At 48.4% G+C, this 24,806-nt stretch carries 24 protein-coding genes and 2 tRNA genes; 16 read left to right on the forward strand and 10 right to left on the reverse strand.

Annotation, left to right across the window (positions count from 1 at the left end; all coding sequences use genetic code 11):
* Positions 1-35 precede the first annotated feature (35 nt).
* Positions 36-109, forward strand: a tRNA-Cys gene (locus IQ294_RS14830).
* Positions 110-118: 9 nt separating this feature from the next.
* Positions 119-202: transfer RNA gene (locus tag IQ294_RS14835), tRNA-Leu, on the forward strand.
* An 89-nt stretch (positions 203-291) separates the two neighbouring features.
* On the opposite strand, the gene IQ294_RS14840 is transcribed toward IQ294_RS14835, so the two are convergent.
* Both IQ294_RS14840 and IQ294_RS14845 read right to left on the reverse strand, forming a co-directional pair.
* Complete coding sequence (locus tag IQ294_RS14840; RefSeq protein ID WP_203334843.1) at positions 292-1,338, reverse strand: C45 family autoproteolytic acyltransferase/hydrolase; 1,047 nt, start codon at positions 1,336-1,338, stop codon at positions 292-294.
* 100 nt (positions 1,339-1,438) lie between these two features.
* Positions 1,439-2,101, reverse strand: a complete 663-nt coding sequence (locus IQ294_RS14845; RefSeq protein ID WP_203334844.1) for a phenylalanine--tRNA ligase beta subunit-related protein — start codon at positions 2,099-2,101, stop codon at positions 1,439-1,441.
* 66 nt (positions 2,102-2,167) lie between these two features.
* Here IQ294_RS14845 and queG point away from each other — a divergent pair, with 66 nt between their 5' ends.
* The 4 genes from queG (at position 2,168) to IQ294_RS14865 (ending at position 5,643) form a co-directional block, all read left to right on the forward strand.
* Entirely contained in the window at positions 2,168-3,313 is a 1,146-nt protein-coding gene (gene queG, locus IQ294_RS14850) for a tRNA epoxyqueuosine(34) reductase QueG (protein ID WP_203334845.1), read from the forward strand.
* Positions 3,314-3,322: 9 nt separating this feature from the next.
* Complete coding sequence (trmL, locus tag IQ294_RS14855) at positions 3,323-3,796, forward strand: tRNA (uridine(34)/cytosine(34)/5-carboxymethylaminomethyluridine(34)-2'-O)-methyltransferase TrmL (protein WP_203334846.1); 474 nt, start codon at positions 3,323-3,325, stop codon at positions 3,794-3,796.
* Positions 3,797-4,413: 617 nt separating this feature from the next.
* On the forward strand, positions 4,414-4,713 hold the full coding sequence (locus IQ294_RS14860) for a hypothetical protein (protein WP_203334900.1): 300 nt from the start codon (positions 4,414-4,416) through the stop codon (positions 4,711-4,713).
* A 90-nt stretch (positions 4,714-4,803) separates the two neighbouring features.
* Entirely contained in the window at positions 4,804-5,643 is an 840-nt protein-coding gene (locus IQ294_RS14865; RefSeq protein WP_203334847.1) for an aldo/keto reductase, read from the forward strand.
* Between the two features lie 44 nt (positions 5,644-5,687).
* On the opposite strand, the gene IQ294_RS14870 is transcribed toward IQ294_RS14865, so the two are convergent.
* Genes IQ294_RS14870 through IQ294_RS14880 form a run of 3 tightly spaced genes read right to left on the reverse strand, consistent with a single transcriptional unit; the run spans position 5,688 to position 7,484 of the window.
* Complete coding sequence (locus IQ294_RS14870; RefSeq protein WP_203334848.1) at positions 5,688-6,533, reverse strand: RluA family pseudouridine synthase; 846 nt, start codon at positions 6,531-6,533, stop codon at positions 5,688-5,690.
* Between the two features lie 53 nt (positions 6,534-6,586).
* A complete protein-coding gene (locus IQ294_RS14875) occupies positions 6,587-7,057 on the reverse strand; it encodes a thioredoxin family protein (RefSeq protein WP_203334849.1) in 471 nt (156 codons plus the stop codon).
* A 1-nt stretch (position 7,058) separates the two neighbouring features.
* On the reverse strand, positions 7,059-7,484 hold the full coding sequence (locus tag IQ294_RS14880; protein WP_203334850.1) for a disulfide oxidoreductase: 426 nt from the start codon (positions 7,482-7,484) through the stop codon (positions 7,059-7,061).
* Between the two features lie 131 nt (positions 7,485-7,615).
* Between IQ294_RS14880 and IQ294_RS14885 the strand changes: the two genes are divergently transcribed.
* The 4 genes from IQ294_RS14885 (at position 7,616) to IQ294_RS14900 (ending at position 12,928) form a co-directional block, all read left to right on the forward strand.
* Complete coding sequence (locus tag IQ294_RS14885; RefSeq protein ID WP_203334851.1) at positions 7,616-9,160, forward strand: carbon-nitrogen hydrolase family protein; 1,545 nt, start codon at positions 7,616-7,618, stop codon at positions 9,158-9,160.
* Between the two features lie 123 nt (positions 9,161-9,283).
* On the forward strand, positions 9,284-10,987 hold the full coding sequence (locus IQ294_RS14890) for a phospho-sugar mutase (protein WP_203334852.1): 1,704 nt from the start codon (positions 9,284-9,286) through the stop codon (positions 10,985-10,987).
* A 171-nt stretch (positions 10,988-11,158) separates the two neighbouring features.
* The gene (locus tag IQ294_RS14895) at positions 11,159-12,274 is read left to right on the forward strand and encodes a GAF domain-containing sensor histidine kinase (RefSeq protein WP_203334853.1); all 1,116 of its coding nucleotides are present in this window, start codon (positions 11,159-11,161) and stop codon (positions 12,272-12,274) included.
* A gap of 15 nt (positions 12,275-12,289) precedes the next feature.
* Positions 12,290-12,928, forward strand: coding sequence for a response regulator (locus IQ294_RS14900; protein WP_203334854.1), 639 nt, complete (start codon positions 12,290-12,292; stop codon positions 12,926-12,928).
* A gap of 41 nt (positions 12,929-12,969) precedes the next feature.
* Here the strand turns inward: IQ294_RS14900 and rsgA are convergent, their stop codons facing one another.
* Positions 12,970-14,025 (reverse strand): ribosome small subunit-dependent GTPase A, encoded by a 1,056-nt coding sequence (gene rsgA, locus IQ294_RS14905; protein ID WP_203334855.1) that lies wholly within the window; start codon positions 14,023-14,025, stop codon positions 12,970-12,972.
* Between the two features lie 376 nt (positions 14,026-14,401).
* Between rsgA and IQ294_RS14910 the strand changes: the two genes are divergently transcribed.
* The 3 genes from IQ294_RS14910 to IQ294_RS14920 all read left to right on the forward strand — a co-directional run bounded on the left by IQ294_RS14910 (position 14,402) and on the right by IQ294_RS14920 (position 17,971).
* On the forward strand, positions 14,402-15,610 hold the full coding sequence (locus IQ294_RS14910; RefSeq protein ID WP_203334856.1) for an acyl-CoA dehydrogenase: 1,209 nt from the start codon (positions 14,402-14,404) through the stop codon (positions 15,608-15,610).
* 19 nt (positions 15,611-15,629) lie between these two features.
* Positions 15,630-16,694, forward strand: coding sequence for a phosphotransferase family protein (locus IQ294_RS14915; protein WP_203334857.1), 1,065 nt, complete (start codon positions 15,630-15,632; stop codon positions 16,692-16,694).
* A gap of 74 nt (positions 16,695-16,768) precedes the next feature.
* Positions 16,769-17,971, forward strand: coding sequence for a cytochrome P450 family protein (locus IQ294_RS14920; protein ID WP_203334858.1), 1,203 nt, complete (start codon positions 16,769-16,771; stop codon positions 17,969-17,971).
* 78 nt (positions 17,972-18,049) lie between these two features.
* Here the strand turns inward: IQ294_RS14920 and IQ294_RS14925 are convergent, their stop codons facing one another.
* The 3 genes from IQ294_RS14925 to IQ294_RS14935 all read right to left on the reverse strand — a co-directional run bounded on the left by IQ294_RS14925 (position 18,050) and on the right by IQ294_RS14935 (position 20,900).
* Positions 18,050-18,613: a hypothetical protein gene (locus IQ294_RS14925; protein ID WP_203334859.1), complete on the reverse strand. Its 564-nt coding sequence runs from the start codon at positions 18,611-18,613 to the stop codon at positions 18,050-18,052.
* Positions 18,614-18,615: 2 nt separating this feature from the next.
* On the reverse strand, positions 18,616-19,518 hold the full coding sequence (locus IQ294_RS14930) for a cation diffusion facilitator family transporter (RefSeq protein ID WP_203334860.1): 903 nt from the start codon (positions 19,516-19,518) through the stop codon (positions 18,616-18,618).
* A gap of 68 nt (positions 19,519-19,586) precedes the next feature.
* Complete coding sequence (locus IQ294_RS14935) at positions 19,587-20,900, reverse strand: hemolysin family protein (protein WP_203334861.1); 1,314 nt, start codon at positions 20,898-20,900, stop codon at positions 19,587-19,589.
* Positions 20,901-21,100: 200 nt separating this feature from the next.
* Between IQ294_RS14935 and chrA the strand changes: the two genes are divergently transcribed.
* Genes chrA through IQ294_RS14950 form a run of 3 tightly spaced genes read left to right on the forward strand, consistent with a single transcriptional unit; the run spans position 21,101 to position 24,165 of the window.
* Entirely contained in the window at positions 21,101-22,270 is a 1,170-nt protein-coding gene (chrA, locus tag IQ294_RS14940) for a chromate efflux transporter (RefSeq protein ID WP_203334862.1), read from the forward strand.
* 35 nt (positions 22,271-22,305) lie between these two features.
* A complete protein-coding gene (kynU, locus tag IQ294_RS14945) occupies positions 22,306-23,541 on the forward strand; it encodes a kynureninase (RefSeq protein WP_203334901.1) in 1,236 nt (411 codons plus the stop codon).
* Positions 23,542-24,165, forward strand: coding sequence for a cyclase family protein (locus IQ294_RS14950; RefSeq protein ID WP_203334863.1), 624 nt, complete (start codon positions 23,542-23,544; stop codon positions 24,163-24,165). It abuts the gene before it with no gap.
* A gap of 41 nt (positions 24,166-24,206) precedes the next feature.
* On the opposite strand, the gene IQ294_RS14955 is transcribed toward IQ294_RS14950, so the two are convergent.
* On the reverse strand, positions 24,207-24,641 hold the full coding sequence (locus tag IQ294_RS14955) for an arsenate-mycothiol transferase ArsC (protein ID WP_203334864.1): 435 nt from the start codon (positions 24,639-24,641) through the stop codon (positions 24,207-24,209).
* Between the last annotated feature and the right edge of the window lie 165 nt (positions 24,642-24,806).

Below are 24,806 nucleotides of genomic sequence, written 5' to 3' on the forward strand. Positions count from 1 at the left end.
CGCGGGTTCGACCCCCGTCTTCCGCTCCAAAAATTGGCGGCATAGCCAAGTGGTAAGGCATGGGTCTGCAACACCCTTATCACCGGTTCGAGTCCGGTTGCCGCCTCCATTATATTATGCCGGCGTGGCGGAATTGGCAGACGCGCGGGACTCAAAATCCCGTTCCTTCACGGGAGTGTCGGTTCGACCCCGACCGCCGGTATCTTCACTTATCGGATGCCAAACGGTAAGCAAGAAAAAAGCCCTGACCATCAGAGTCAGGGCTTTTTTCTATGCTTATGGTGTATCGGATTACATTTCAGCCATATGGGCAAAAGGGAAGTGGGTATCGATTTTCCCATTGATCCGTTTTGCATATAATTTTTCGCCGTCCAGCCATTTTTGAAAATCGATCATTAATGGCAGCCGATCAGGGCCGATGGCAAAGCCCATTTTAAGTGCGACTGGGAAATAGGAAGCCGTGTGCAGCGTACCGGAAGCGGTGCTGTATTTCATGGAAAATATACCACTGTCCAGATTGTTGAGTAGCCTGAATGCGGTGTAGGCATCATCCGATTGCTCTTTATGGACTAATAAGGCTTCTTCACGGCGTTTTGAATCATCCGATTGATATCGATTTTCTTCTGTCAGTACTTCAAAATGATTGGTCGATACAGAAGCTTCACGCACAACCACTGAGCGGGGGGAGGCTTCAACGACGACTGAGCGTCCGCTGCGGTCGAGAAGGACATAGCTGAATGAGCGGCGATGTGGAATTTCTTCCAGCAGCTCAATCGCTTCACTGACATTACTGCAGTTCTCCAGAATCAGCCGGCCAATCATATTGCAGATGAAGCCGTCTTCCGAGTTTCGGCGATTAATGAAATTATAGCCCATTGAGAGGCCTTTTTCATTGAGTCCGTCCGTACGGCCTGTCACTTGCATGGTAGGGCCGATTGTAGCATAGCCGCCATCTGTCGGCTGATAGAGGGCGAATCTGCCTTCATAGCCCTGAGGGGAGCTGTCGTAGTTGCGGACCATGAAATCTGATCCGGTTATAATGGAACAGCCGCTTCTGGTGTATTCCAAATAATAGCCTCCGAATTCCCGGATAGCGTCATGCATATTCCATTCGAGCGCATCTGCCAGCCCCTTGATCTCTTCCCAAATCCTAGGGGCATAAGTGAGGAGCATTTCTGTCGCTTCTTTTTCATTGATCATGAGCTGTCTATTGGAGGAGCCGAATTGTTTACGACGGTTTGGAAGTAAGATTGAATCTCTTAGCTCCAGCCCCTGCGCGTAACCGAAATCGTAATGCCCGCCCCGGAATTGGATAATGTCACTGTGAACTTTTTGCATGTATATCCCTCTTTTTTATCTCGATATCAAAATAGTACTAAATTTGGGGCGGGATGGAAAAGAATATGCCTGAACCGCGAAATAAGGCTCAGGCATAGATTCAAATCACGTAATAATCCGCTTCTCCGCCGTTGATGCCGGTGAACATATTGGCGGCGGCAGCAAGCAGTTCAAGCGCGGTATCGCGGTCCATTGAAGGGCGCAGAAAGAAAATATGGAGCGCATTGACCGTATCTTCTGTTACTGCAGTCCGTTTCGAATCTACAAAGGGGCTGCCGAAAGCGCCTTTTGAATCTTTGCTGACGAGTATATTGGATAAGGTATTTAAACGGTTATTGATGCCTTCATACTGATCTTCCGCCGTACCGATGGCCACAGTGACATTCCCTTCGATTTTATCGGCATCGTATAATCCGAGAGGGATTTCGTATTGAAGGGACAGGAAATTATTCATATCGACTCCGGAATGGACGGGTGTCAGGTAATTCTGCTTTTTGACTCTTCGGAAGAGTGCTTCTGCGGAGGGGCGATAGCGGTTAGCATCGGCGCCGAGTGCTTTCCATATCATTTTCCATTCAAGCAGGCCGGGAAAATCCCATAATTCTTTCTCATCCAGGTCAAAGTATAATTGTTCCTGGAAAAGATGGAGACGGCCTTTTAACATTTGAGGTGAATCGGAAACGGTGATATTGTTATAATGAATGATTCCGATTTTAAAATCGGAAAGTATTTCAGTGATTTTAGGATCGATCGTTATATCCACCGAAAACATCCTTTCAACTAGTAGTTATCATCATCGTATCATATATTCAAAAAAGGGGTTATCAGCATGAATCTTGCACAATTTCAAAAAGAGCTCGTTGCTTATGCCTCGGACATCGGAATAGATAAAATCGGTTTTGCATCTGCAGAACCTTTCTTTAATTTGAAGCATCGGCTGATCCGCCAGCAGCAATTGGGATACCAGTCGGGTTTTGAAGAACCGGATATCGAAAAGAGGGTACGCCCGGATTTATTGCTGGAAGAGGCAGTTACGATCATATCGATCGCCATCGCCTATCCGTCGAGAATGAAGGATGCGCCGCAGGGGACAAAAGGAGCCCGGAGAGGCATTTTTTCCCGGTCGTCCTGGGGCAAGGATTATCATTCGGCATTGCGGGAGCGCTTGACCTTATTGGAAGCATTTATCGCTGCCCATTACCCGGAGGCACGCATGCGGTCGATGGTCGATACGGGCGAATTGTCCGACCGGGCAGTGGCTGAACGGGCGGGGATCGGTTGGAGTGCGAAAAATACGAATATCATTACACCGGAGTTCGGTTCTTATGTCTACCTGGGGGAAATGATTACGAACATACCATTTGAATTGAGTGAACCGATGGAAGATCAGTGTGGGGATTGCCGTCTGTGCATCGACACCTGTCCGACGGGCGCCATTGTCGAGGGAGGCCAGTTGAATGCCCAGCGCTGTATTTCTTTTTTGACCCAGACGAAAGGGTTTTTGCCTGATGAATTCCGGACGAAAATCGGCAACCGGTTATACGGCTGTGATACCTGCCAGACCGTCTGCCCGAAGAATAAACGGAAAGCGAATCAGATCCATGCTGAATTTGAAGCGGATCCGGAAATTGCGAAGCCGCTTCTTGAACCCTTACTGAAGATGACGAACCGCGAGTTTAAAGAAAAATTCGGTTATATTTCCGGTTCGTGGCGGGGTAAAAAACCGATTCAGCGCAATGCGATTCTGGCATTGGCCCATTTCAGGGAAGTCGGTGCTGTACCGGCATTGATCGATTTGCTCCAGTCGGATGAACGTCCTGTAATCAGGGGCACGGCAGCATGGGCGATCGGTAAAATCGGCACAGCAGAAGGGCTGCGCGCATTGAAACAGGCAGCTGATGATGAAACAGACAGTCAAGTGCTGGAGGAAATTCAAAAAGGATTGGCATTTTTTGCTGAAGAAATGAAAGGATAAGTGAAGAGTTTGGCGATTAACATTGTTTTATACCAGCCGCTGATACCGGCAAATACAGGAAATATTGCACGTACATGTGCAGGGACAGGGGGCAAACTGCATCTGATCCGGCCACTTGGCTTTTCGACGGATGATAAGATGCTGAAACGGGCAGGATTGGATTATTGGGAACACGTCGATTTGACGTATTACGATTCGATGCAGGAACTGTTTGACCGTTATCCCGAAGGAGAATTCTATTACATTACAAAATTCGGTGCGAAACCGCATACGACATTTGATTTTTCGGATCAGGGAAAAGATCATTTCTTCGTATTCGGCCAGGAAACGAAAGGGCTGCCGGCTGAATTGCTGGAAGCGAACCCGGACCGCTGCCTGCGCATTCCGATGAATGACAATATCCGTTCATTGAATCTGTCGAATACGGCAGCCATTCTGCTGTATGAAGCGCTGCGTCAGCAGAATTATCCGGGACTTGAATAGAAAAGCGACGGCACCCGTTCAGCTCTGCCAGGCTTAAGACAGAATAACGTAGCGGTCCTGACCGCGCAGGTAGGCTGGCGTATGACCCGAAGAGCTGGGTCGCCGGAGTCTGGACAAAGAAAAGCGACAACGGCCGTTCAGCTCCGACAGACAAGAGACGAAGCTAGCGAAGCGATGCAGGAGCATTAACGGTTTAGGTGAACTTCCGAAGCGGCGCTTTTTGCCGCACAGGAAGGGCAGCTTAAGTCCGAAGAGCTGGGCCACGGGAGTCTGGACAAAGAAAAAAGCAGCGGAACAATGTCCGCTGCTTTCTTTTTAGTTATTATCTTGATCAAAAGTTCCTGGTTTGTCGTCGTACCCTGCAGTGAAAATAGCTGATAGGAACGCAACACAAATACCTAAGATAAGGATTAAGTTCATTAATAACGACCTCCTTGAAATGTGCATCTTTGTTTAGTATAGCCGAAATCAGGGAAAAATGAAATATAAGTCCTTCCTGAATTATGGAGAATTTCTGTCGGTTTGATTGTTTTTGGAAACTCTTGAAGCTTATTCAGGTTTCATTCGTATAGTATGGTAGTTAAATATTTGTTAAAGAGAGGTCGATCTATATGAAAATGAAAATTTCAGCTGCTCTTCTTTGGATTTCAGCGATTGCTGAAGCTTTTCTGGCGATTCCGCTTATCGGCGGTTCGTTCGTCATCAGCACGGGCTATTCAGCGCTGGGCTTCATGTTCGTGCTTCACGCCATCACGCTATTCTTCTGTTTCCGTGAATTTTCGCCAAAATCAGGTCCGATTCTTGGTTTGATCACGAGCCTGCTTGCATGGATTCCGTTAATCGGTTGGGCATTGCACTTGATCACTGCCATCGTATTATTCATCAATGCCGCTTTTGCAAGCCGTGCACGAGTTTAAAGACCACCTTCCCTGGTGGTTTTTTTCTTAGGTTAAAACTCGAAATTCGGCTGCTGAATTTGTACAATAAAAGAAGTGGAAGAAGAAAGGATGAATGATTTGGAACTGACAATCAATTCGACGAAAACATTACATAATGGAGTGGAGATGCCGCGCTTCGGGCTCGGTGTCTATAAGATGACGGACCGGGAGCAGGCTGTCCAGGCAATGGAAACAGCTATTGATGCCGGCTATAAAGCGATCGACACGGCAACCGTTTATGAAAATGAACGTGAAGTCGGGGAAGCGGTGCGGAATTCATCGGTAAAAAGGGAAGAGCTGTTCATCACGTCTAAAGTGTGGAACACGGACCAGGGCTACGATGGGACGCTTCGCGCGTTTGAAGCATCGCTTGAACGTCTCGGTTTTGATTATTTGGATCTGTATTTGACGCACTGGCCGGTGCCGGGCAAATATGAGGACACGTACCGGGCCATCCAGCGCTTGTATGATGAAAAACTGGTGCGTGCGATCGGTGTGTCGAACCACCATCAGCCGCATCTGGAGCGGATTTTGGCAAAAGCGAATACAAAACCGATGGTCAATCAGATCGAATTGCATCCACAATTGACGCAAGGGCCGCTGCGGGAATTTTGTGCGCAGCAGGAAATTGCGGTGACGTCCTGGTCGCCGCTTGCGCGCGGCCGTCTGCTGGAAGATGCGGTGCTTGCAGAAATTGCTGCAGGATACAATAAAACAATTGCGCAGGTGGTCATCCGCTGGCATCTGCAGCACGGCTTGATCGTCATTCCGAAATCGGTGACGCCGTCACGGATTGCTGAAAATGCCAATGTGTTTGATTTTTCGCTGGCTGCCGATGAAATGGCAGCGATCGATGGATTGAACCAGGACTGGCGTTCGGGTACGAATCCTGACGACATCAAAGGATAATAAAAAGAAGTTCCCTCCAATATGGAAGGGAACTTCTTTTTCTATTATCTCGCCGTATCTTCCACAACGATTTTCTCTCCGGTAAACGGATGGATGAACGACATGCGGAAAGCATGCAGGTGATAAGCGCCGTCCTGTGTCGCAGGTCCGCCGTATAATTCGTCACCGATGATCGGATGGCCGATATGCGACAGGTGTGTGCGGATCTGATGCGTGCGTCCGGTTTCAAGCGACAATTGCAAAAGGGATTTCCCTTCCATATGGCGCAATAATCGATAATGTGTGACAGCGCTCTGGCCGGTCGGTGAAACCATGCGGCGAGTCGGATGATGACGGTCACGGCCAATCGCGAAATCGATGGTGCCTGACTTATTATGGACTTTTCCGTTGACGACAGCTTCGTAATCGCGGGACAGCTGCTTCTGTTCCAGCAGACGGTCCAAAATGTTTTTGGCGACGGGGTGCTTCGCCACCATCAAAAGTCCGGAAGTGCCCTGATCGAGTCGGTGGACATGCTCGCCGTATGAGCCGCCGCCGCGGATGATATGGCCGATGACAGCATTGATGAATGTATCATTCTGTCCGACTTCATTCGGGTGGGTGTTCATGCCTTTCGGTTTGCGTGCAATCAGGAAATGTTCATCTTCGAACAGTACAGGCAGCTCGATGTCGTGATTCGGCTCATATGGAGAATCCGCTTTCGGCAGCTCAAATTGCAGTACAGTCCCTTTCGCCAGAGGCTCTTTCCAGACGACCTCCTGAAATTTTTCATTTTTCACGGCTTTGGCCATGCGCAGTTCATGCACCACTTTTTTGCCGAGGCCCCATTCGGTGCGCAGTAATTCTTCGACGGTCATGCCATCATCCTGTATCTCATAATTCCAGCTCATAGTATTACCTCCATAAAAAAAGAGCATGCGCAGTGCACATTGCTCTTTATAGTTTATTTTTTAACGATTTCTGTGAAAAAGCGTTCAATATTCTCTTTTGGCTGTGCGCCGACCCAGCGTGCCACTTCTTCGCCGTTTTCATAATGGACTAGGGTTGGCGTTGATTGGACATTATACTGCTGCCAGCCTTGATCATACTCTAACAGATTGTATTGCAGCACGTCTACATCCATATCATCAGCGACAGGCATCAGGACCGGTGTTGTCTGCTGGCAATATTGGCAGGTAGGGCTGAAGAAATAAACAGTTGTCGCTTCGCCGCTGGCAATCTGATCTTCCAGTTCATCCGGCAACACGATGTTCTGATAGTTTTCATCGTCCAGCTGATCGATAGTGGCGGGATCCAAATTATCCGTATCATAAGGGTTGTTCGCCAATTTTTCTTTTTGGGACATTTGCGTAAGCACAACGATCAAAGCGAAAATCGCGAGAACGACGCCTCCGATGAGTAGCATTTTTTTCAATTTATTTTTCCTCCTTAAGGGTTTTCAGCAAATAAATGCTCATTCCTGCGATTAAAATGAATGCACTAAGCGCCAGGAATGGAATGGTGATGAAACCGAACCAATTGATATACTGGCCGGTGCATGGGACTTGACCGCACGAAGGTGCAGAGTCGGAAAGGAACGCCAGTTTTTGAATTCCGTAATGATACAGGGAGATCAATCCGCCAATTCCGGACAGGATCCCTGTGGTTACAGCAATTCGGACATTCTTCTGGAAATAGGCGACTCCCGCGACGATGACCAGGGGATACATGAAAATCCGCTGGATCCAGCAAAGCTCGCATGGAATATAGCCGCGGACTTCAGAGAAATAAAGGGACCCTGCAGTGGCCACCAGCGCTGTCGCCCAAATGCCGAGCAGCAGATTTTCTTGGATTTTCGTCATATTCAAGGTCCTTTCTTGTTAAATAGCTACTATAGAATTATAATTCTTTAGTTAGGGCAAGTAAAATAATATTATCCTTTCATTATATCCTATATAATGAGATGTGATACTTTTGTGAAGGAGTGGCTTTAATGGCAGAGCAATTTGATTTATCCGATTTTGAAAAAAGCATGATCATCCGCGAGATGACCTATGCAGATATTAATGCCATTCTGGATATGCAGCGTCTCTGTTTTCCAGGTATGGAACCATGGGAAGAGGAACAATTAAGAAGCCATTTGGGTGTTTTCCCCCAAGGACAGATGGTAGCGGAACTTGATGGCAAAGTGATCGGCTCATGTTCGAGCCTCCTGATAAATTTTGATGAATACGATGACCGCCACACCTGGGACGATGTTACGGATGGCGGCTATATAACGAACCATAACCAGGACGGTTATAATATGTATGGCATTGAAGTGATGGTGCATCCGGAATTCCGCCGGATGCAGGTCGGTCAGCGCCTGTACGAAGCGCGTAAGGAACTTGCGCGGGAGTTGAACCTGAAATCGATCATCATCGGCGGACGGATTCCCAACTACCATAAACATGCGGATGAAATGTCGCCGCGTGAATATGTGGATGCAGTGTCCCGTCACAAAATTTATGATCCGGTCCTGACGTTCCAATTGATGAACGGTTTCCAATTGATGCGCATCAACCCGAATTATCTCCAGGATGATAAGGCTTCAGGAAAATACGCAACATTGATGGAATGGAATAACGTAGATTACAAACCGGTCTCGAAACGCCATTTCAAAACAAGTCTTCCTGTCCGTATTTGCGTGGTGCAATATCTGATGCGTGCCATTAAATCGTTTGACGATCTGGCAAATCAGGTGGAATACTTTGTCGATGTGGCATCAGATGCGCATTCGGATTTCGTTGTGTTCCCTGAAATTTTCACGACCCAGCTGATGTCGTTCCTGAATGAACCATCACCGAGCCAGGCGGTCCGCAAATTGACGGAATATACGCCGCAGTATATTGAATTGTTCACAGACCTTGCAGTCCGCTACAACGTGAATATTATCGGCGGTTCCCATTTCGTCAAAGAAGAAGATGATGAAATCTATAACATCGCCTATCTATTCCGCCGTGACGGATCGATCGACAAGCAGTACAAAATCCATATCACACCGAACGAACGGAAATGGTGGGGGATTTCTGCAGGGGATTCCGTCCGTGTGTTCGATACGGATTGCGGAAAGATCGCGATCCAGATCTGCTATGACATCGAATTCCCGGAACTTGCACGGATCGCAACAGATATGGGAGCGAACATCATCTTCTCCCCGTTCTGTACGGAAGACCGCCAAGGCTATTTGCGCGTACGGTATTGTGCACAGGCCCGTGCTGTCGAAAACCAGATCTATACTGTCATTTCCGGTACAGTCGGCAACTTGCCGCAGACGGAAAACATGGACATCCAGTATGCCCAATCGGGAATCTTTGCTCCATCCGATTTCGAGTTTGCGCGTGACGGCATTGTCGGCGAAACCAATGCGAACCTGGAAATGGTCCTGATCGGTGACGTCGACCTTGAAATCCTGCGCCGCCAGCGCCAAAACGGTACGGTAAAACAATTGAAGGACCGGAGACACGATGTCTACCGCGTTGAATATAAAAAAGATTAAGCCAGGCAATAAATATTGAAGATATCGCGCCGCTTCCGAATGGAGGCGGTTTTTTTCTGTCATTTTTGGTAAACTGAAAACAGAAGGTTCGATTTGCACCTATCATATGAAGGAGGGACCTGCATGAATTGGAATGAACGGATCAAACGCTGGCTTGACTTTGAAGGTCTGGATCAAGAAACGAGAATGTCCCTGGATTTGCTGATGGAAGATGAAAAAATGGCAGAAGATGCTTTTTATCAGGATCTTACATTCGGGACAGGCGGCATGCGCGGAGAAATCGGGCCGGGTACGAATCGCATGAATATCTACACTGTCCGAAAAGCTTCGCAGGGCATTGCGGATTACATAAAAGCGAACGGTGAGGAAGCAAAAAACCGTGGCATCGTCATTGCTTATGACAGCCGCCGCATGTCCCCCGAATTCGCGGAAGAGGCAGCGAAAACTTTTGCCGCAAACGGCATCCATACGTATTTATACAGCGATACGCGCACGACGCCGCAATTGTCATTCAGTGTCCGTTATCTGCATGCTTTCATGGGGGTGGTCATCACCGCGAGCCACAATCCGCCGGAATACAATGGCTATAAAGTATATGGGGAAGACGGAGCCCAGTTGAATCTGGAAGATGCAGACCGCGTCATCGAATTCGTCAGCCGGGTGGAAGATGAATTGGTGATTTCCAATGATGGCTACAATCCGGAAATGCTTGTCTCTATTGGTGAAACCCTTGACCGGGCTTATATCCAGAACGCGCTCACCGTGTGTGAGCAGTCGGCAGCGACGCCGATACAGGCTGTTTTCACGCCGCTTCACGGAGCGTCCGGATCCACCGTCAAACGGTTGCTGGAAGAAGCGGGCTATTCTGACATCGTCTACGTTCCGGAACAGATGGAGCCGGATGGCGAGTTTCCGACAGTAGCATCACCGAATCCAGAAGAAGCGGGTGCTTTCGAATTGGCGATGCGCTACGGCAAAGATTCAGGAGCTGATTTATTGGTCGCTGTCGACCCTGACGGTGACCGTGTCGGCATTGCAGTGTCAAACGGTGATCATTATGAATTATTATCAGGCAATCAAACAGGTGCGATCTTGATTGAATATCTGCTGAGCCAGAAGAAATCGAAAGGTGAACTGCCTGATAAGGGACGCATCTTCAAAACGATCGTCACTTCCGAATTTGGCCGTGCGGTCGGAGAGGCATACGGAGTCCAAACGGCGGATGTGCTGACCGGCTTTAAATTTATCGGTGAAAAATTGAGAGAAAATGACCTGACCGGTGAATTCGAGTTTTTATTCGGTTATGAAGAAAGTTATGGCTACCTGATCCGCGATTTTGCACGCGATAAAGACGCCGTACAGTCGGTCCTGCTTCTAGTCGAAGCGGCAGCGTATTACAAGACGCAGGGCAAAAATCTGCGTGATGTGCTGATCGAGCTTTATAATCGGCACGGCTGGTACCGCGAAGCACTGGTTTCGGTAACGAAAAAAGGTGCAGATGGCGCAAGGGAGATATCCGCACTGCTAAACAGCATGCGCGAGCTTCCGCTGCAATCGATTGCAGGTATCCGGGTTTCTACGATTGAAGATTATGAAACACAAAATCGGATTTTCACAGATCTTGAAAAGAGTGAGAAAATCGAATTGCCTCAGGCGAATGTCCTGAAGTATTTCCTGGAAGACGGATCATGGGTATGCCTGCGCCCGAGCGGTACGGAACCGAAAGTGAAATTCTACTTCAGTGTGAAGGGAAGCACTGAACAGGAAAGCGATGAAAAATTGGAATTAATCAAAGACTCATTCCTTGATGAAGTGAATAAGAGGTAAGCGAATCTCCATCCCGGTTGAATGTCAGTCCATTCATGCGGGAAGTCCGTTGATCTTTAATATGAACTATATGAAGGGCTCCCGCGTTACGGGAGCTTTTTTCATTCAAAAGTAGGAGGCGCATCAGGCGCAAAAACGTGTATGGTTGGACTAATGACATGGGGTGAAAAGATGAAGCTGAGTGAACATTCCAATGTGTTGCTGTTAAAGGAAATTGCGGAATTGCTGAACGAGGAAACAGATATGGAGCGGATGCTGAAAGGCGCCATCTGGAAGTTGCTGAGAGGTTCGAACTTTGAAACTGCCTGGATTTTTTTCATTGATGAAAACGGCAAGCACCGGCTGATGGCTTCGGCAAATTTGCCTTCTGCGCTCGAAGAGGACAATTGCCGCCACCTGCAAAAAGGCGGCTGCTGGTGTGTTAAACGTTATCATGACAGTAATTTGGAAAAAGCCTCCAATATTATCGCCTGCCAGCGCATTGAAAATTCGATTGCTGAAAAAACGGGCAGCCATGGTAATATTACCCACCATGCAACGGTCCCGCTTCAATCAGGGACAGAAAGGTTCGGGTTGCTGAATATTGCTGCGCCGAACCGGGAGCGTTTCACGGCCGATGAACTGGCCCTTTTGGAATCGGTGGCTTTTCAGATCGGATCCGCGATCAAACGGATCGGCCTCACGAAACAGGAACAGGAATTGGCATTGGTGACGGAACGTAACCGGCTCGCACGCGATCTTCATGATTCAGTCAATCAATTGCTGTTTTCCGTCACTTTGACGGCGCGGGGCGGAGTGGAGATGTCTCCTGAACCGGCGATCCGGGAAACATTCAGTGATATACAGCATTTGACGCAGGAAGCATTGAATGAAATGCGGGCATTGATCTGGCAATTGAGGCCGAAAGGATTGGAAAGCGGATTGCTGGAAGGGATAAAAGGATATGCGGATATGCTCGGCCTTGAGCTGGAAACAAAAGTGACAGGGGTCATTCAGCTGCCGTCGAGAATCGAAGAAACCCTGTTCCGGATCGCCCAGGAAGCGTTGAATAATATCCGGAAACATTCAGGTGTCGACCGTGGTCAATTATATCTGTCTGTTACGCCGACAGATGTCCTGCTGGTACTGAAAGATGAAGGCAGGGGCTTTGTCATGGATGAAAAACTATACATTCCTTCCATTGGCATGCTGAGCATGAAAGAGCGAGCAGCTTCAGAAGGCGGCACGGTTGAATGGTCGAGCGCGATGGATAAAGGCACGGAGATACTGGTGAGAATTCCTTATTAGAAAGGGAGACATGTTATGAGAGTACTGATAGCGGACGATCACCATGTCGTCAGGCGCGGGCTTTTATTTTTTCTGAAAACCCAAAAGGATATTGAAGTGATCGGCGAAGCGACGAATGGTAAAGAAGCTGTTGAACTGGCATCACGGCTTCGTCCGGATATCGTCTTGATGGATCTGGTGATGCCGGTGATGGACGGCATCCAGGCCACACGCAAGATTAAGGAAAAACATCCGGAAATCATCGTGTTGATGCTGACCAGTTTTTCAGACCGTGATCATGTGGTGCCGGCGATTGAAGCGGGAGCGGCAGGATATCAATTGAAGGATATCGAACCAGATGAACTCGTGGAATCGCTGCGCGGCTTGATGAGAGGCGAAAATACCCTGCATCCCAAAGCTTCTTCGGAACTCATGAAGGGGCCGGCGGAACCGGCTCCGCATACAGTAAACCCGTTGACGCCCCGGGAAAAGGAAGTGCTGGCGGAACTGACAAAAGGAAAAAGCAACCGGGAAATCGCATCGGCCTTATTTGTGACGGAAAAGACGGTGAAAACCCATATATCCAATATTTTTGTAAAACTGGAAGTCCAGGACCGGACGCAGGCAGCACTTTATGCAGTCAAACATGGTTTGACGGAAGCTGGAAATGAATGAAAAGAGGCAAGCCGCTTAGACAGCGGCTTGCCTCTTTTAAGTTATTTTTTCTTCACCGGACGTTTTCGGGAATCTTTTGTGACTTGCTTCCACTTGGCGCGTTCCGCTTTTTGGGCAGCAAGATCGCTTTTGCGCTCCATATGAGCGAGTTCGCGTTTCAGTTTTACGTAGCTGCGATACCGGTCGGCCTGCAATGCGCCGGTTTCAAGCGCTTCCCGGATGGCGCAACCGGGTTCATTGCCATGATTGCAATCCCGGAACCTGCAGGAATCCGCAAGCGATTCGACATCCGTAAAACCGGATTCGACGCCTTCGGAATAATCCCCCAGCTGAAATTCCCGCATTCCCGGTGTGTCGATCAGCAGTCCGCCAGTCGGCAACAGGACCATTTCACGATGTGTGGTTGTATGGCGCCCTTTACTGTCATCTTCCCGGATTTCCTGAACAGCCATCAATTCAGTGCCGGCGAGTGCGTTGATAAGGGATGATTTGCCGACACCCGACGAACCGAGCAGCGCACCGGTTTTTGAGCCGGAAAGAATTTTCTGCAATTCATCGATGCCTTCCAGTGTCACACTGGAAACGGCATGGACCGGCACACCAAAAGCGACCGATTCGACTTCTTTCAGATAAGGTTCGATTGATTCGCATTGATCTTTTTTCGTCAGGACAATGACGGGATTCGCGCCTGAATCCCAAGTCGCCAGCAAATAGCGTTCGAGGCGACGGACATTGAAATCATGATTCAGCGACATGACGAGAAATGCGTAATCCACATTCACTGCAATGGTCTGGATATCGGAAGTATCACCTGCCGCTTTTCGGGAGAAGGTGGAAATGCGGGGAAGGACCTGATGGATGATGCCTTTTTCTTCCCCGGGCATCTGCTCAACCATTACCCAGTCGCCAACGCAGGGGAATTCCGCCTTTGAGTGGCCGTGCCTGTATTTCCCGGACAGCGAACTGAGCCATTCTCCGTGGTCGGTGATAACGCGGTATAGATTTTTATGTTCGAGCACGACACGTCCCGGCACTCCGGCCGTTTCGCTTTTTTCCAGCCAGCTGTCATTCCAGCCGTAATGATGAATGATTGTCAATTTGAGTTCCTCCAATTTTTATGCAAAATAAAAAACCATGGATGCGTCTTGCAGATCGCAGTCCATGGTTCCCGGGCATAATGGAAGAAGCGTATCGTCAGCGATACACAGAGTGGGAGACTATGGACTGGATCTCTAGTTCAATTGCGTCAAATACATTTAATAGAATAGCCATAATACTCCACCTCTTTCCTCAAGTTATCTCTAACATACTGTATTAACAACATATCGTCAACCTATTTTTATTCAGCATTCGAAGTATTGGGAGAATTCCGATCCATTTTTTCAAGTCTTGCAAATGAAGGAGGGAAACGATACCATTATATTAATATTCTGAACATACCAACTGGTTAGTATAAAGAAAGGTGGAAAACAGATGGATTTCTCTTACTCAGCAAAAACACAGGACTTGCAGAAACGCCTGATTTCATTCATGGAAGAGCATGTCTATCCGAATGAATCAGTTTATGATCAGCAATTAAAAGAGCAGCCCAACCGTTGGACGGAGGTGCCACCGGTGATGGAAGAATTAAAAGAAAAGGCGAAACAGGCCGGATTATGGAATTTATTCCTGCCTGACAGTGAATACGGTGCAGGGCTCAGCAACCGGGAATATGCGCCGCTTTGTGAAATCATGGGCAGGTCCTTGATTGGCCCTGAAGTCTTCAATTGTGCGGCACCGGATACCGGCAATATGGAAGTGCTCGTGCGGTATGGAACGGAAGAACAAAAAAGGCGATGGCTGAAACCGCTGTTGGATGGAGAAATCCGTTCCTGTTTTTCGATGACGGAACCGGACACAGCGTCGAGTGATGCAACGAATATTTCTGCCACGATCACAAGAAACGGAGATGATTACATCGTCAACGGCCGAAAATGGTGGTCGTCAGGAGCGGGCGATCCACGGTGCAAAATCGGCATCGTTATGGGGAAAAATGATCCGGCTGCACCGAAATACGAACAGCAGTCGATGATTCTGGTACCTCTCGATACGCCTGGGGTGACGATTGAACGGATGCTGCCGGTATTCGGCTACGATCACGCACCACATGGCCATGCGGAAATCAATTTTGACAACGTGCGTGTGCCGGCTGAAAACATGATTTGGGGCGAAGGCAAAGGGTTTGCGATTGCACAGGGAAGGCTTGGACCCGGAAGGATCCACCATTGCATGCGGCTGATCGGTGCTGCTGAACGTGCGCTTGAGGAAATGTGCCGCAGAGTTGCCGAGCGTGCGCCATTCGGAAAGCCGCTGGCCAATCAGGGGGTCATCCGCGAATGGATAGCCGACTCCCGTATCGACATCGAGCAGGCAAGGCTTTTGACACTGAAAGCCGCCTATATGATGGATACTGCCGGAAATAAGGAAGCGAAAGCAGAGATTGCAATGATCAAAGTGACGGCACCCAATATGGCGCTGCGTGTGATAGACCGTGCCATTCAGGCACACGGTGCAGCCGGCGTCAGTGATGATTTCACATTGGCTGCACAATGGGCGAACGCGCGGACGCTGCGCCTGGCAGATGGGCCGGATGAAGTGCATCGCAGCCAGATTGCAAAATTGGAATTAAAAAAATTTCAATGAGAAATGAGGCGGGAAGAAGATGAGCGGTTTTTCAGAAACGACGATTCCAGTAAGAACTGGGGAGGAAATAGATATATCGAAACTTGAACAATTTCTGCGGGCATCGATTGACGGCCTGCCGGAAGGAGAACTTGAAGTCCGTCAATTCGGTGCAGGCCATTCCAATTTGACCTATGCCCTCAAAATCGCAGATTGGGAAGGCGTACTCCGGAGACCTCCGCTTGGGCCGGTTGCTCCGAAAGCACATGATATGGAGAGGGAATTCAGGATTTTGCAGTCGCTCGCCCCGGTTTTTGCTGCAGCACCGAAGCCCTATGTATTGTCGGATGACCCGGCGATTACCGGTGGTCCATTTTTTATCATGGAAAGGCGGCATGGTCTTTTGCTGGACACGGAATTTCCGGAAGGAGTGGAAGCGACTGCCGATCGGGGACGAATCATTTCCGAAAGAATGGTGGATACACTTGTTGAACTCCACGGAATTGATTATACACAGACGGCCCTGGCGGCACTGGCGAAACCGGACGGCTTCATGGAACGCCAGGTGAATGGTTGGATCGGCCGTTATGACCGGGCGAAGACGCATGACATCGCAGAAGTCGAAGCGTTGAAGAAATGGATGACCGCCAACTTGCCGGCATCTCAGCCACCGACAATCATCCATTATGATTTCAAACTTAATAATGCCATGTTCAGTGAAGACTTTTCGGAAATGACCGGCCTGTTTGACTGGGAAATGGCAGCCGTCGGCGATCCGCTTGCCGATCTCGGCGCAGCGATGAGTTATTGGATCCAGGCGGATGATCCCGAACTGTTGAAATATGGTATGGGCAAGCCGCCTGTGACGGTCAATGAAGGATTCTACACGCGCGATGAATTTATTCGCCGATATGCGGAAAAGAGCGGGCGGGATGTATCACAGATTGATTTTTATCTGACGTTTGCATATTTTAAACTGGCGGTCATTGTACAGCAGATCTATTTCCGTTATCAAAATGGCCAGACGCAGGATTCCCGGTTTGCGAATTTTGACCGCTTCGTCAAAAGCCTGATCCGCCATGCATATCAGACAGCGATAAAATAAACGGGATTTTAAGTGTTTTGAAGGAGAAAATAGCTTAAGGAGAGCGGGTATGGAAAAAGGAAGGAGGAGATTGTATGACTGTTGACGGATTTCACGGACAACAATTATTTTCTGCCGGCTTTGTCCAGGATCCATATCCGGTTTATGCCGGCTTACGGAAGTCTGAGCCTGTTTACAAAACGCGCTTTCCGGACGGCCAGCAAGGCTGGCTTGTCACAGGATACGCAGAAGCGGAGGCAGCATTGAAAGAGCCGCGCTTCATCAAGGATTTCAGCAAACTTTACGGTGGCTCCATGGACGGAATGAGTGTATTTACACAAAACATGCTCTTTTCCGATCCACCTGACCATCGCCGGCTGCGGGGGCTTGCACAAAAAGCGTTTACTCCCCGGGTAATCGAAGGAATGAAAGAACGGATAGAAGAGATAACGGAAAACTTGCTTGATGATATGGCGCAAAAAGAAGAGATCAATCTGATCGACGATTTTGCCTTTCCGTTGCCGATCATCGTCATCTGTGAAATTTTGGGGGTGCCTTCGGAAGACCGGGACAAATTTCGTATCTGGTCGAATTCACTTATCGAAGGAAGCAGCGGGGAACCTGGCGTCAGTGTATATCAGCATATGAATGATTTTATCGGGTATCTGGGTGAATGGTTCAGCAAAACAAGACAGGAACCGAAAGATGATCTGATCAGCAAACTGATCGAAGCGGAAGAGGCGGGAGACCGCTTGACGGAAAAGGAATTATACGGTGTGGTCACCTTATTGATCGTCGCCGGTCATGAAACGACCGTCAATCTGATCGGCAATAGTTTTTTGAACCTGCTTCAGCATCCTGAGCAAAAAGAGAAGCTTAGCAGGAATCCGGAATTGATTGACGGGGCACTCGAGGAATCCCTGCGTTTTGACGGTCCTGTGGAATTCAGTACATCCCGATGGGTACTTGAACAGTTCTCTTTTGCCGGAAAGGATATAAAGCGAGGGGAGCTAGTCGTCGTCGCTTTGAATGCTGCGAACCGGGACCAGGCTAAATTTTCTGAAGCGGAAGTTTTCGATATCGAGCGTGAAAAAAGTCCGCATCTTGCTTTCGGCACCGGCATCCATCACTGTTTAGGAGCACCGCTCGCAAGACTCGAAGGAAAGATTGCCGTCTCAAGGCTGCTGGAGCGTTTTCCGGATCTGGAGCTTCGGGTGCCGGTCACTGAACTGGAATGGCGGCCGGGAATGATCGTTCGCGGTGTCAAAGAGATTCCGTTGCTAAATCTAAAAAGATAAAAATGAAGAGTCCGCCGTTCGCTTTCCATTAAAAAAGCCGTTCACCTCATAGAGACGAATGGCTTCTTGATGTTTAATTCATTCGAGTTCGATACGTTCGTGGGTTCCCCCGAAGAACTGCACACTGTTGATGATGGTGCCCCGCATCTGGTCAAGTGAACCGGATGACATCGTGATGACTTCCCCGTCTTTCATGATGAACGTGTAGGAGTCGACCCTTGTTATGCCATTTTCTTTGACGATGCGTTCTTCCACTTTTTCGAAATCTGCCCATTCATATGTTTCAGAAGTATAGGCGAAAGGGGCATTCCGGACAAAGTTATCAGGCGTGACATAATAATAATCCGTCAATGACAGGCTGACTCCGATCAGGCCAATAACAAACAACGGAAGCGCCGATAAATATTTCTTCAGCCGGTGTTCGACATTGGCCAGCACGATCAAACCGGATGCTACAAGTGCGAGCCCGATTCCGCCAGTCAATAATGATGTGGACGATGTGCCGATGGCGATTGAATCCGGTGTGATGAACATGGCTTTGATCGGATAGAAAATGGCGAAAGGGGCAAAGAATGCTGAAACAAATAAAATGACGGCAAATGTAATATAGATGATTTTCTTCTGATCGATAAAATCATACATAGTTAATCCTCCTCTTCAAGGAAATAGCGGTTTTCAGAATAGTCCGGCTCTATATGTACGAGCACGACGCAATTTGGTTTCGTTTTTTTGACTTTTCTTTCAATTTCTTCCGTAATCCAGTGGCTTTCCATCACATTCAATAAAGGATCCACTTCAATCGTAAGATCGACGAACATCAGATTTCCGTGATTGCGGCCTTTAAAATCGCTTAGTTTCCGGACCCCCGGTACTTTTCGGATGATAGCCGACAAGGTTTCGACTTCATCTTCATTGAAGGCATCCGTCAAAGTCATGACGGACTCCTTGAAAATATCCAAGGCCGTTTTTAATATGATCAATCCGACGATGAATGCGGTCAGCACGTCGATGATCGGCGCACCCAGAATGGCGCCGAGGATCCCGATGCCCGCACCGATGCTGACAAACGCATCAGAACGGTTATCATAGGCTGCGGCTTTCACAGCCGTGCTGCCGATCTCTTTGCTCAGTTTTAGGTTATAGCGGTAGACGGAATACATGACGACGGCTGAAAAGAATGCGATGCCGGCTGTATAAAGGGATGGTGCAGCCTGTTCGGCTGGTGTGAAAAAATTGCGTGTGGCACCGAGCAGGACCTGGAGCCCGATTACGGCCATGATGAAGGAGGCCAGAAGGGAAGCCACGGTTTCAGCCCGCAGGTGCCCGTAATGGTGGTTCTCATCGGGAGGTTTTTGTGAAATGCGCAAACCTACCAGGACTGCGACGGATGCGATGATATCGGTTAAATTATTGAAGCCGTCCGCTTTCAGTGCTTCAGAGGAACCTGCAAAACCGAATGTGAGTTTCAGCGCACTGAGGAAGATGTACGCACCGATACTCAGCATCGCACCTCTTTCCCCGCGGCGTAAGTTTGTATACAGCTCCATAATGTTTCCTGCCTCCAATTTCCTTAGACATAGTGAAAGCGACCCTCGCGAGAGAGTCGCTTGTGCTATTAGCCTTCATTTTCTCCGATATGTTTTTGGACTTCCAGATAAAGGATATGATGGCCGTCCACTTCTTTGATAAGAAATTCATAGCCTTGTTCAACGATTTTCTCGCCGGGGATGGTATCGAAATTCCTGCTCATGATCCAGCCGCCGATCGTATCGATGTCTTCTTCATGTATTTCGATATCAAGTATATCATTAATGCTTTCAATCAGCATCTTAGCACTGAAAATATAATGGTCTTCGCCGATTTTTTGAACTTCTGGAATTTCTTCCAGATCAAATTCGTCCTGGATATCCCCGACGATCTCTTCAATGATATCCTCGATGGTCACAAGGCCTGAAGTTCCGCCGTATTCATCACGTAAGATGGCCATATGTATTCGTTCACGCTGAATTTTCTGCAATAATTCGCTGAGCGGCATGGTATCGATCACCTGGATGACAGGAAGGGCAAAATTCTCCACTGTTTTCTCTCCGTTCAGCGGGTTCCGGATAAAGGCGGTCAAAAGGTATTTCATATTGAGGACACCGATGATATGGTCACGATCGCCATCGATGACCGGATAGCGGGTGAATTGCTCCATGCCGGCCACTTCAAAAACTTCCTTCAGCGTGAGTTCCTTATCGACCGTTTTCATCTCGGTTCTCGGCACCATGATTTCTTTGGCGATGCGCTCATCAAACTCAAAGATTTTATTGACAAAAGCATGTTCGGAAGAGGTAATTTCACCGCTTTCAAGGCTTGCCGAAAGGAGAAGTTTCAAATCTTCTTCGGTATGGCTGATGTCTGATCGGGAAATCTGGGAGACGCCAAACAATTTTGCTGTCATTTTGGAGGATTGATGAAAAAACCAGACAGGTATATACATCAGATAATAGACGAGGACCAGTGGCCTTGCGATCATCAATGTAATCTGTTCAGCTTTTTTGACGGCGATCGTCTTTGGCACAAGTTCTCCTATGATCGTGAGCGCTGCAAGAATCAGAAGAAATGCAATGAATATTGCCAAAGCACCCGAAATTGCTCCGCCAAAATTCAATCTTCCTGTTAAAGGTGTGATGAAATTCAGCACAAAGGAATGCCCGAGCCAGCCGAGGCCGAGTACAGAAATCATTAGGCCAAGCTGGGAGGCTGACAAATAATCGTCCATATTGGAAAGGATGCGTTTTGCATATGGTGCATTCCGGTTGCCTTCTTCGATCAGCCGGTCGATTCTGCTGCTTCGGACTTTCACGATTGCATATTCGCTTGCTGAAAAAAAAGCAGCTGCACTAAGCAGCACGATAAATATCGTCGTCTGTATGGCTATGTCCAAATAATTCCTTTGCTCCAGTCACAGCAACATGAGTGCAGCAAAGTTTGCACCTCCCGGGAGAATCTGAGTTAGTTTAATGATACGGCAACGAAAATGAAAAAACAAATAATTCTGTCAATAAAATTTACATGGGTGTAATTTTATTCATATAAGCAATCGGTTATGCTTGTATGTAGACTATTATAAAAGGAGAGGCTCATATGACAAAGAATAAATACCTGGAAATCCTTAAAGCTTCAACCAAGCTCGGGTTGACGTCTTTCGGGGGGCCGGCTGCACACATCGGTTATTTCCGGGATGAATATGTGGAGAAACGCAAATGGCTGGATGATAAAGCTTATGCCGACCTCGTCGCTTTGTGTCAATTCCTTCCAGGTCCTGCGAGTTCACAGGTCGGGATATCCATTGGAATGCTGCGGGGAGGCATACTCGGTGGCTTCCTGTCCTGGTTCGGGTTTACCATGCCGTCAGTATTGATATTGGCATTGTTTGCGATGTTCGTATCAGGTGCCGCTTTTGATGCAGGATGGATACAGGGACTGAAAATCGTGGCTGTCGCGGTCGTCGCACATGCATTGCTCGGAATGGGCAAATCGCTGGCACCTGATAAGCAGCGGGTAGCGATTGCCGTTCTGTCCGCTACTGCCATCTTGCTGATGCCGACAGCCTGGGCGCAAATCGGCGTCATCATTGCTGCCGGCTTTGCAGGATACTTCATCTACCGTAAAGATAAAGCGCCGGAAGCAGTGAAGCTGGTGCTGTCTTTCGGGAAAAAGACGGGTATTGCCGCCTGGACGATTTTCGCTGGCTTATTGATCGGGCTGCCATTGCTCCGCCCATTGTTCGAATCCACTTATTATGCAATTTTTGATATCTTTTACCGGGTTGGTTCGATTGTTTTTGGCGGGGGCCATGTCGTGCTTCCGATGCTCGAGCGTGAAGTCGTGCCAATGTTCATGGATACCGATTTATTCATTTCCGGATACGGTGCAGCCCAGGCAGTACCGGGCCCATTGTTTACATTGTCCGCTTATCTGGGGCAATTGATGGGGAGCGGCTTGGGGGTGGCAATTGCCGTAGCGGCGATGTTTTTGCCTTCATTTCTTCTGGTCATCGGCACTTTGCCGTTCTGGAGCATCATCCGCACAAAATCTGGAGTACAGGCTGCGTTGAAAGGCGTCAATGCTGCGGTTGTAGGTGTTTTACTCGCGGCTCTTTACGACCCGGTTTTCACTTCAGCCATCAAAGCCCCGATTGACTTTGCCGTTGCGATAATCGCATTTGCCATGTTAGTCTATTTTAAACTGGCCCCTTGGATTGTAGTGCTGTTCACCGCAATTCTTGGCGCTGCGATTTATGCATTCCTATAGATGAAAGGAAGTTGGTAAACGTGAACGCCAAAATAATGGATGAACAAGACCCGCTCCGCAAATTCAAAGAAGAATTCCACACGCAGGAAGGCACAATCTATATGGACGGAAATTCACTCGGCCTGATGTCTAAGCGGGCGGAATCCAAGCTGCTCAGCCTGATGGACAGCTGGAAGGTGCATGGCATCGATGGATGGACTGAAGGGGAGCATCCGTGGTTCACCCTGGCGGAAGAGATGAGTTCGCGCATCGCACCGCTTGTGGGAGCTCAGGAAAATGAAGTGATGGTCACAGGTTCGATCACTTCGAATATTCACCAGATGCTCTCCACCCTGTTCCAACCGACAGAAGGCCGTTCGGTCATTCTGGTGGATGAGCTGAATTTCCCTTCGGATATTTATGCGGTCGAAAGCCATATCCGTTTGCGTGGGCTGGATCCGTCGGCTGCCATGCGCAAGATTGGAAGCAGTGACGGCTATACACTGGCATCAGAGGATATTCTGGAGCAGCTGACAGAAGACGTGGCAATCGTTTTACTGCCGTCAGTACTTTACCGGAGCGGCCAGCTACTGCCGATCCGTGAGATTACTGCGGCTGCTCATGACAAAGGGATCCTGGTCGGGTTTGACCTGGCGCATTCGATTGGAGCCATGCCGCACTCGCTTCACGAAGACGGAGTGGATTTTGCGGTCTGGTGCCATTACAAATATATGAATTCCGGTCCCGGCGGTACAGGAGGCCTGTATATCCATGAACGACATCATGATCTGCTGCCAGGCAACGCCGGCTGGTTCGGTTCCGATAAAACGAAACAATTTGATATGGATCACGAATTTTCAAAAGCGGCTGGCGCTGGTGCCTATCAGATCGGCACACCGAATATTTTCAGCATGGCGCCGCTTCTTGGCAGTATCGAAATTTTCGAGGAAGCAGATATTTTCCGCGTCCGCGAAAAATCATTGCTGCTGACAGAATTGCTGAGAAAAGGGCTCGCTGAAGGGGTTCCCGAACTGATGGATGTAACCCCGCAGGCTGATGCTGAGCGGGGTGGCCATATTGCCCTGGCTCATCCGGAAGCGGCACGAATCTGTAAAGCCCTGAAGGATCAGGGAGTAGTGCCGGATTTCAGGGCACCTAATATGATCCGCCTTGCGCCTGTTGCTTTATACACCTCTTTTTCTGATGTGGAGCAGACAGTGGAAATCCTCCAGACCATAATGGCTGAAGAATTGTATAAAAATTATTCCAATAAACGAAATGTGGTGGCATGAATGACCATTAAAGAGATTTATGATATTTCCATGGAATTATATACCGGCGCACCCCAGTGGCCCGGAGACCGTCCGTTTGAATATGCTTTATCTGTGACAAAAGAGCAAAGCGGTTCAGTCAATGTGGGTGAAGTGAAAACGAGCACCCACATGGGGACCCATATCGATTCGCCGTTTCATTATGATGATAATGGGATCAAAATCGAGGAAATGCCACTGGAAGTTTACTTGAGTTCTGCTCAAGTGGTGGATGCGCAGGGGCTGACGCATATCGGCACAGAAAATCTGCCGGAGCCGGAAGAAGGGGTATCAGCCATCCTGCTGAAAACATGCAGCTGGCAGGACCGGACAAGATTTCCAGAGACGTGGCCAATTTTTTCTGGAGCCATCGCGGAATGGATGGCTGAAAAAAACATTCGTCTGCTGGGGGTCGATTTGCCGTCCGTTGATTCAAAAAACAGCAAAGAATTACCGATGCATCAGGCGATGAACGCGAATCATCGTTATATCCTGGAAGGCATCGTGCTGGATGATGTCGTGCCAGGGGTTTATCAATTATCTGCGTTGCCTTTGAAAATCAAAGGGGCAGATGGCAGTCCGGTACGGGCCGTATTATACCGCTGAAAGCAAAAAAACCTTCACCTGTTATCCGGGGTGAAGGTTTTTTACATATAATCGGAACGGAAATAAGATTCCATATTTTTTATATTCACTGCAATTTCATCGCAGATTTCCTGATATAAGGCCCATTGTTCCGTTTCATCCATCGACCGCAATTCCGGATTGCGGATATCCCATCGCAATAATTTTTGAGCGGGCAAATCTGCAGGTATATCATCTTGTTCGAATTCGCCGTCATGCAGCGCAATGATCAAATCCGCTTCTCCGACTTCATCCGAGTTGTAGGATCTTGGTGCAACTTCCGGCAGATCGATTATTATTTCCTTCATGATTTCTATCGGGGTCTCGCTTATGGAAGGCTGGCCCCAGGCTGCACTTCGAATTTCCCAATCCGGGAGATCAAGTCGATTTGCCCATATCTCAGCCATCAGTCCACGGTGCTGGTGTGAAGACAGAAAGTAGACGGTTTGCTTAGACATGGCTGTTCTCCTTCTTCCTTTGTTTCAATTTGATAAACATTATCTTTAGTAATGTTTACCCATCTCAGAGGTGTTTAAACTAATGATAATATGACATTATTGACACATTTAATGGGGTGGTCTAGGTGTGCAGTTCTTACCGGCAGCTCTTTTCAGCAGGCCGCT

This window comes from Planococcus beigongshangi, from assembly GCF_016820495.1.
Lineage (GTDB): Bacteria > Bacillota > Bacilli > Bacillales_A > Planococcaceae > Planococcus > Planococcus beigongshangi.

Excerpts from the sequence above, each read along its gene's own strand:
- IQ294_RS14840 (WP_203334843.1), bottom strand. The coding sequence starts at position 1,338 with ATGCAAAAAGTTCACAGTGACATTATCCAATTCCGGGGCGGGCATTAC.
- queG (WP_203334845.1), top strand. The coding sequence starts at position 2,168 with ATGAATCTTGCACAATTTCAAAAAGAGCTCGTTGCTTATGCCTCGGAC.
- IQ294_RS14860 (WP_203334900.1), top strand. The coding sequence starts at position 4,414 with ATGAAAATTTCAGCTGCTCTTCTTTGGATTTCAGCGATTGCTGAAGCT.
- IQ294_RS14865 (WP_203334847.1), top strand. The coding sequence starts at position 4,804 with ATGAATGATTTGGAACTGACAATCAATTCGACGAAAACATTACATAAT.
- IQ294_RS14870 (WP_203334848.1), bottom strand. The coding sequence starts at position 6,533 with ATGAGCTGGAATTATGAGATACAGGATGATGGCATGACCGTCGAAGAA.
- IQ294_RS14880 (WP_203334850.1), bottom strand. The coding sequence starts at position 7,484 with ATGACGAAAATCCAAGAAAATCTGCTGCTCGGCATTTGGGCGACAGCG.
- IQ294_RS14885 (WP_203334851.1), top strand. The coding sequence starts at position 7,616 with ATGGCAGAGCAATTTGATTTATCCGATTTTGAAAAAAGCATGATCATC.
- IQ294_RS14890 (WP_203334852.1), top strand. The coding sequence starts at position 9,284 with ATGAATTGGAATGAACGGATCAAACGCTGGCTTGACTTTGAAGGTCTG.
- IQ294_RS14895 (WP_203334853.1), top strand. The coding sequence starts at position 11,159 with ATGAAGCTGAGTGAACATTCCAATGTGTTGCTGTTAAAGGAAATTGCG.
- IQ294_RS14900 (WP_203334854.1), top strand. The coding sequence starts at position 12,290 with ATGAGAGTACTGATAGCGGACGATCACCATGTCGTCAGGCGCGGGCTT.
- IQ294_RS14910 (WP_203334856.1), top strand. The coding sequence starts at position 14,402 with ATGGATTTCTCTTACTCAGCAAAAACACAGGACTTGCAGAAACGCCTG.
- IQ294_RS14915 (WP_203334857.1), top strand. The coding sequence starts at position 15,630 with ATGAGCGGTTTTTCAGAAACGACGATTCCAGTAAGAACTGGGGAGGAA.
- IQ294_RS14920 (WP_203334858.1), top strand. The coding sequence starts at position 16,769 with ATGACTGTTGACGGATTTCACGGACAACAATTATTTTCTGCCGGCTTT.
- IQ294_RS14925 (WP_203334859.1), bottom strand. The coding sequence starts at position 18,613 with ATGTATGATTTTATCGATCAGAAGAAAATCATCTATATTACATTTGCC.
- IQ294_RS14930 (WP_203334860.1), bottom strand. The coding sequence starts at position 19,518 with ATGGAGCTGTATACAAACTTACGCCGCGGGGAAAGAGGTGCGATGCTG.
- chrA (WP_203334862.1), top strand. The coding sequence starts at position 21,101 with ATGACAAAGAATAAATACCTGGAAATCCTTAAAGCTTCAACCAAGCTC.
- kynU (WP_203334901.1), top strand. The coding sequence starts at position 22,306 with ATGGATGAACAAGACCCGCTCCGCAAATTCAAAGAAGAATTCCACACG.
- IQ294_RS14950 (WP_203334863.1), top strand. The coding sequence starts at position 23,542 with ATGACCATTAAAGAGATTTATGATATTTCCATGGAATTATATACCGGC.
- IQ294_RS14955 (WP_203334864.1), bottom strand. The coding sequence starts at position 24,641 with ATGTCTAAGCAAACCGTCTACTTTCTGTCTTCACACCAGCACCGTGGA.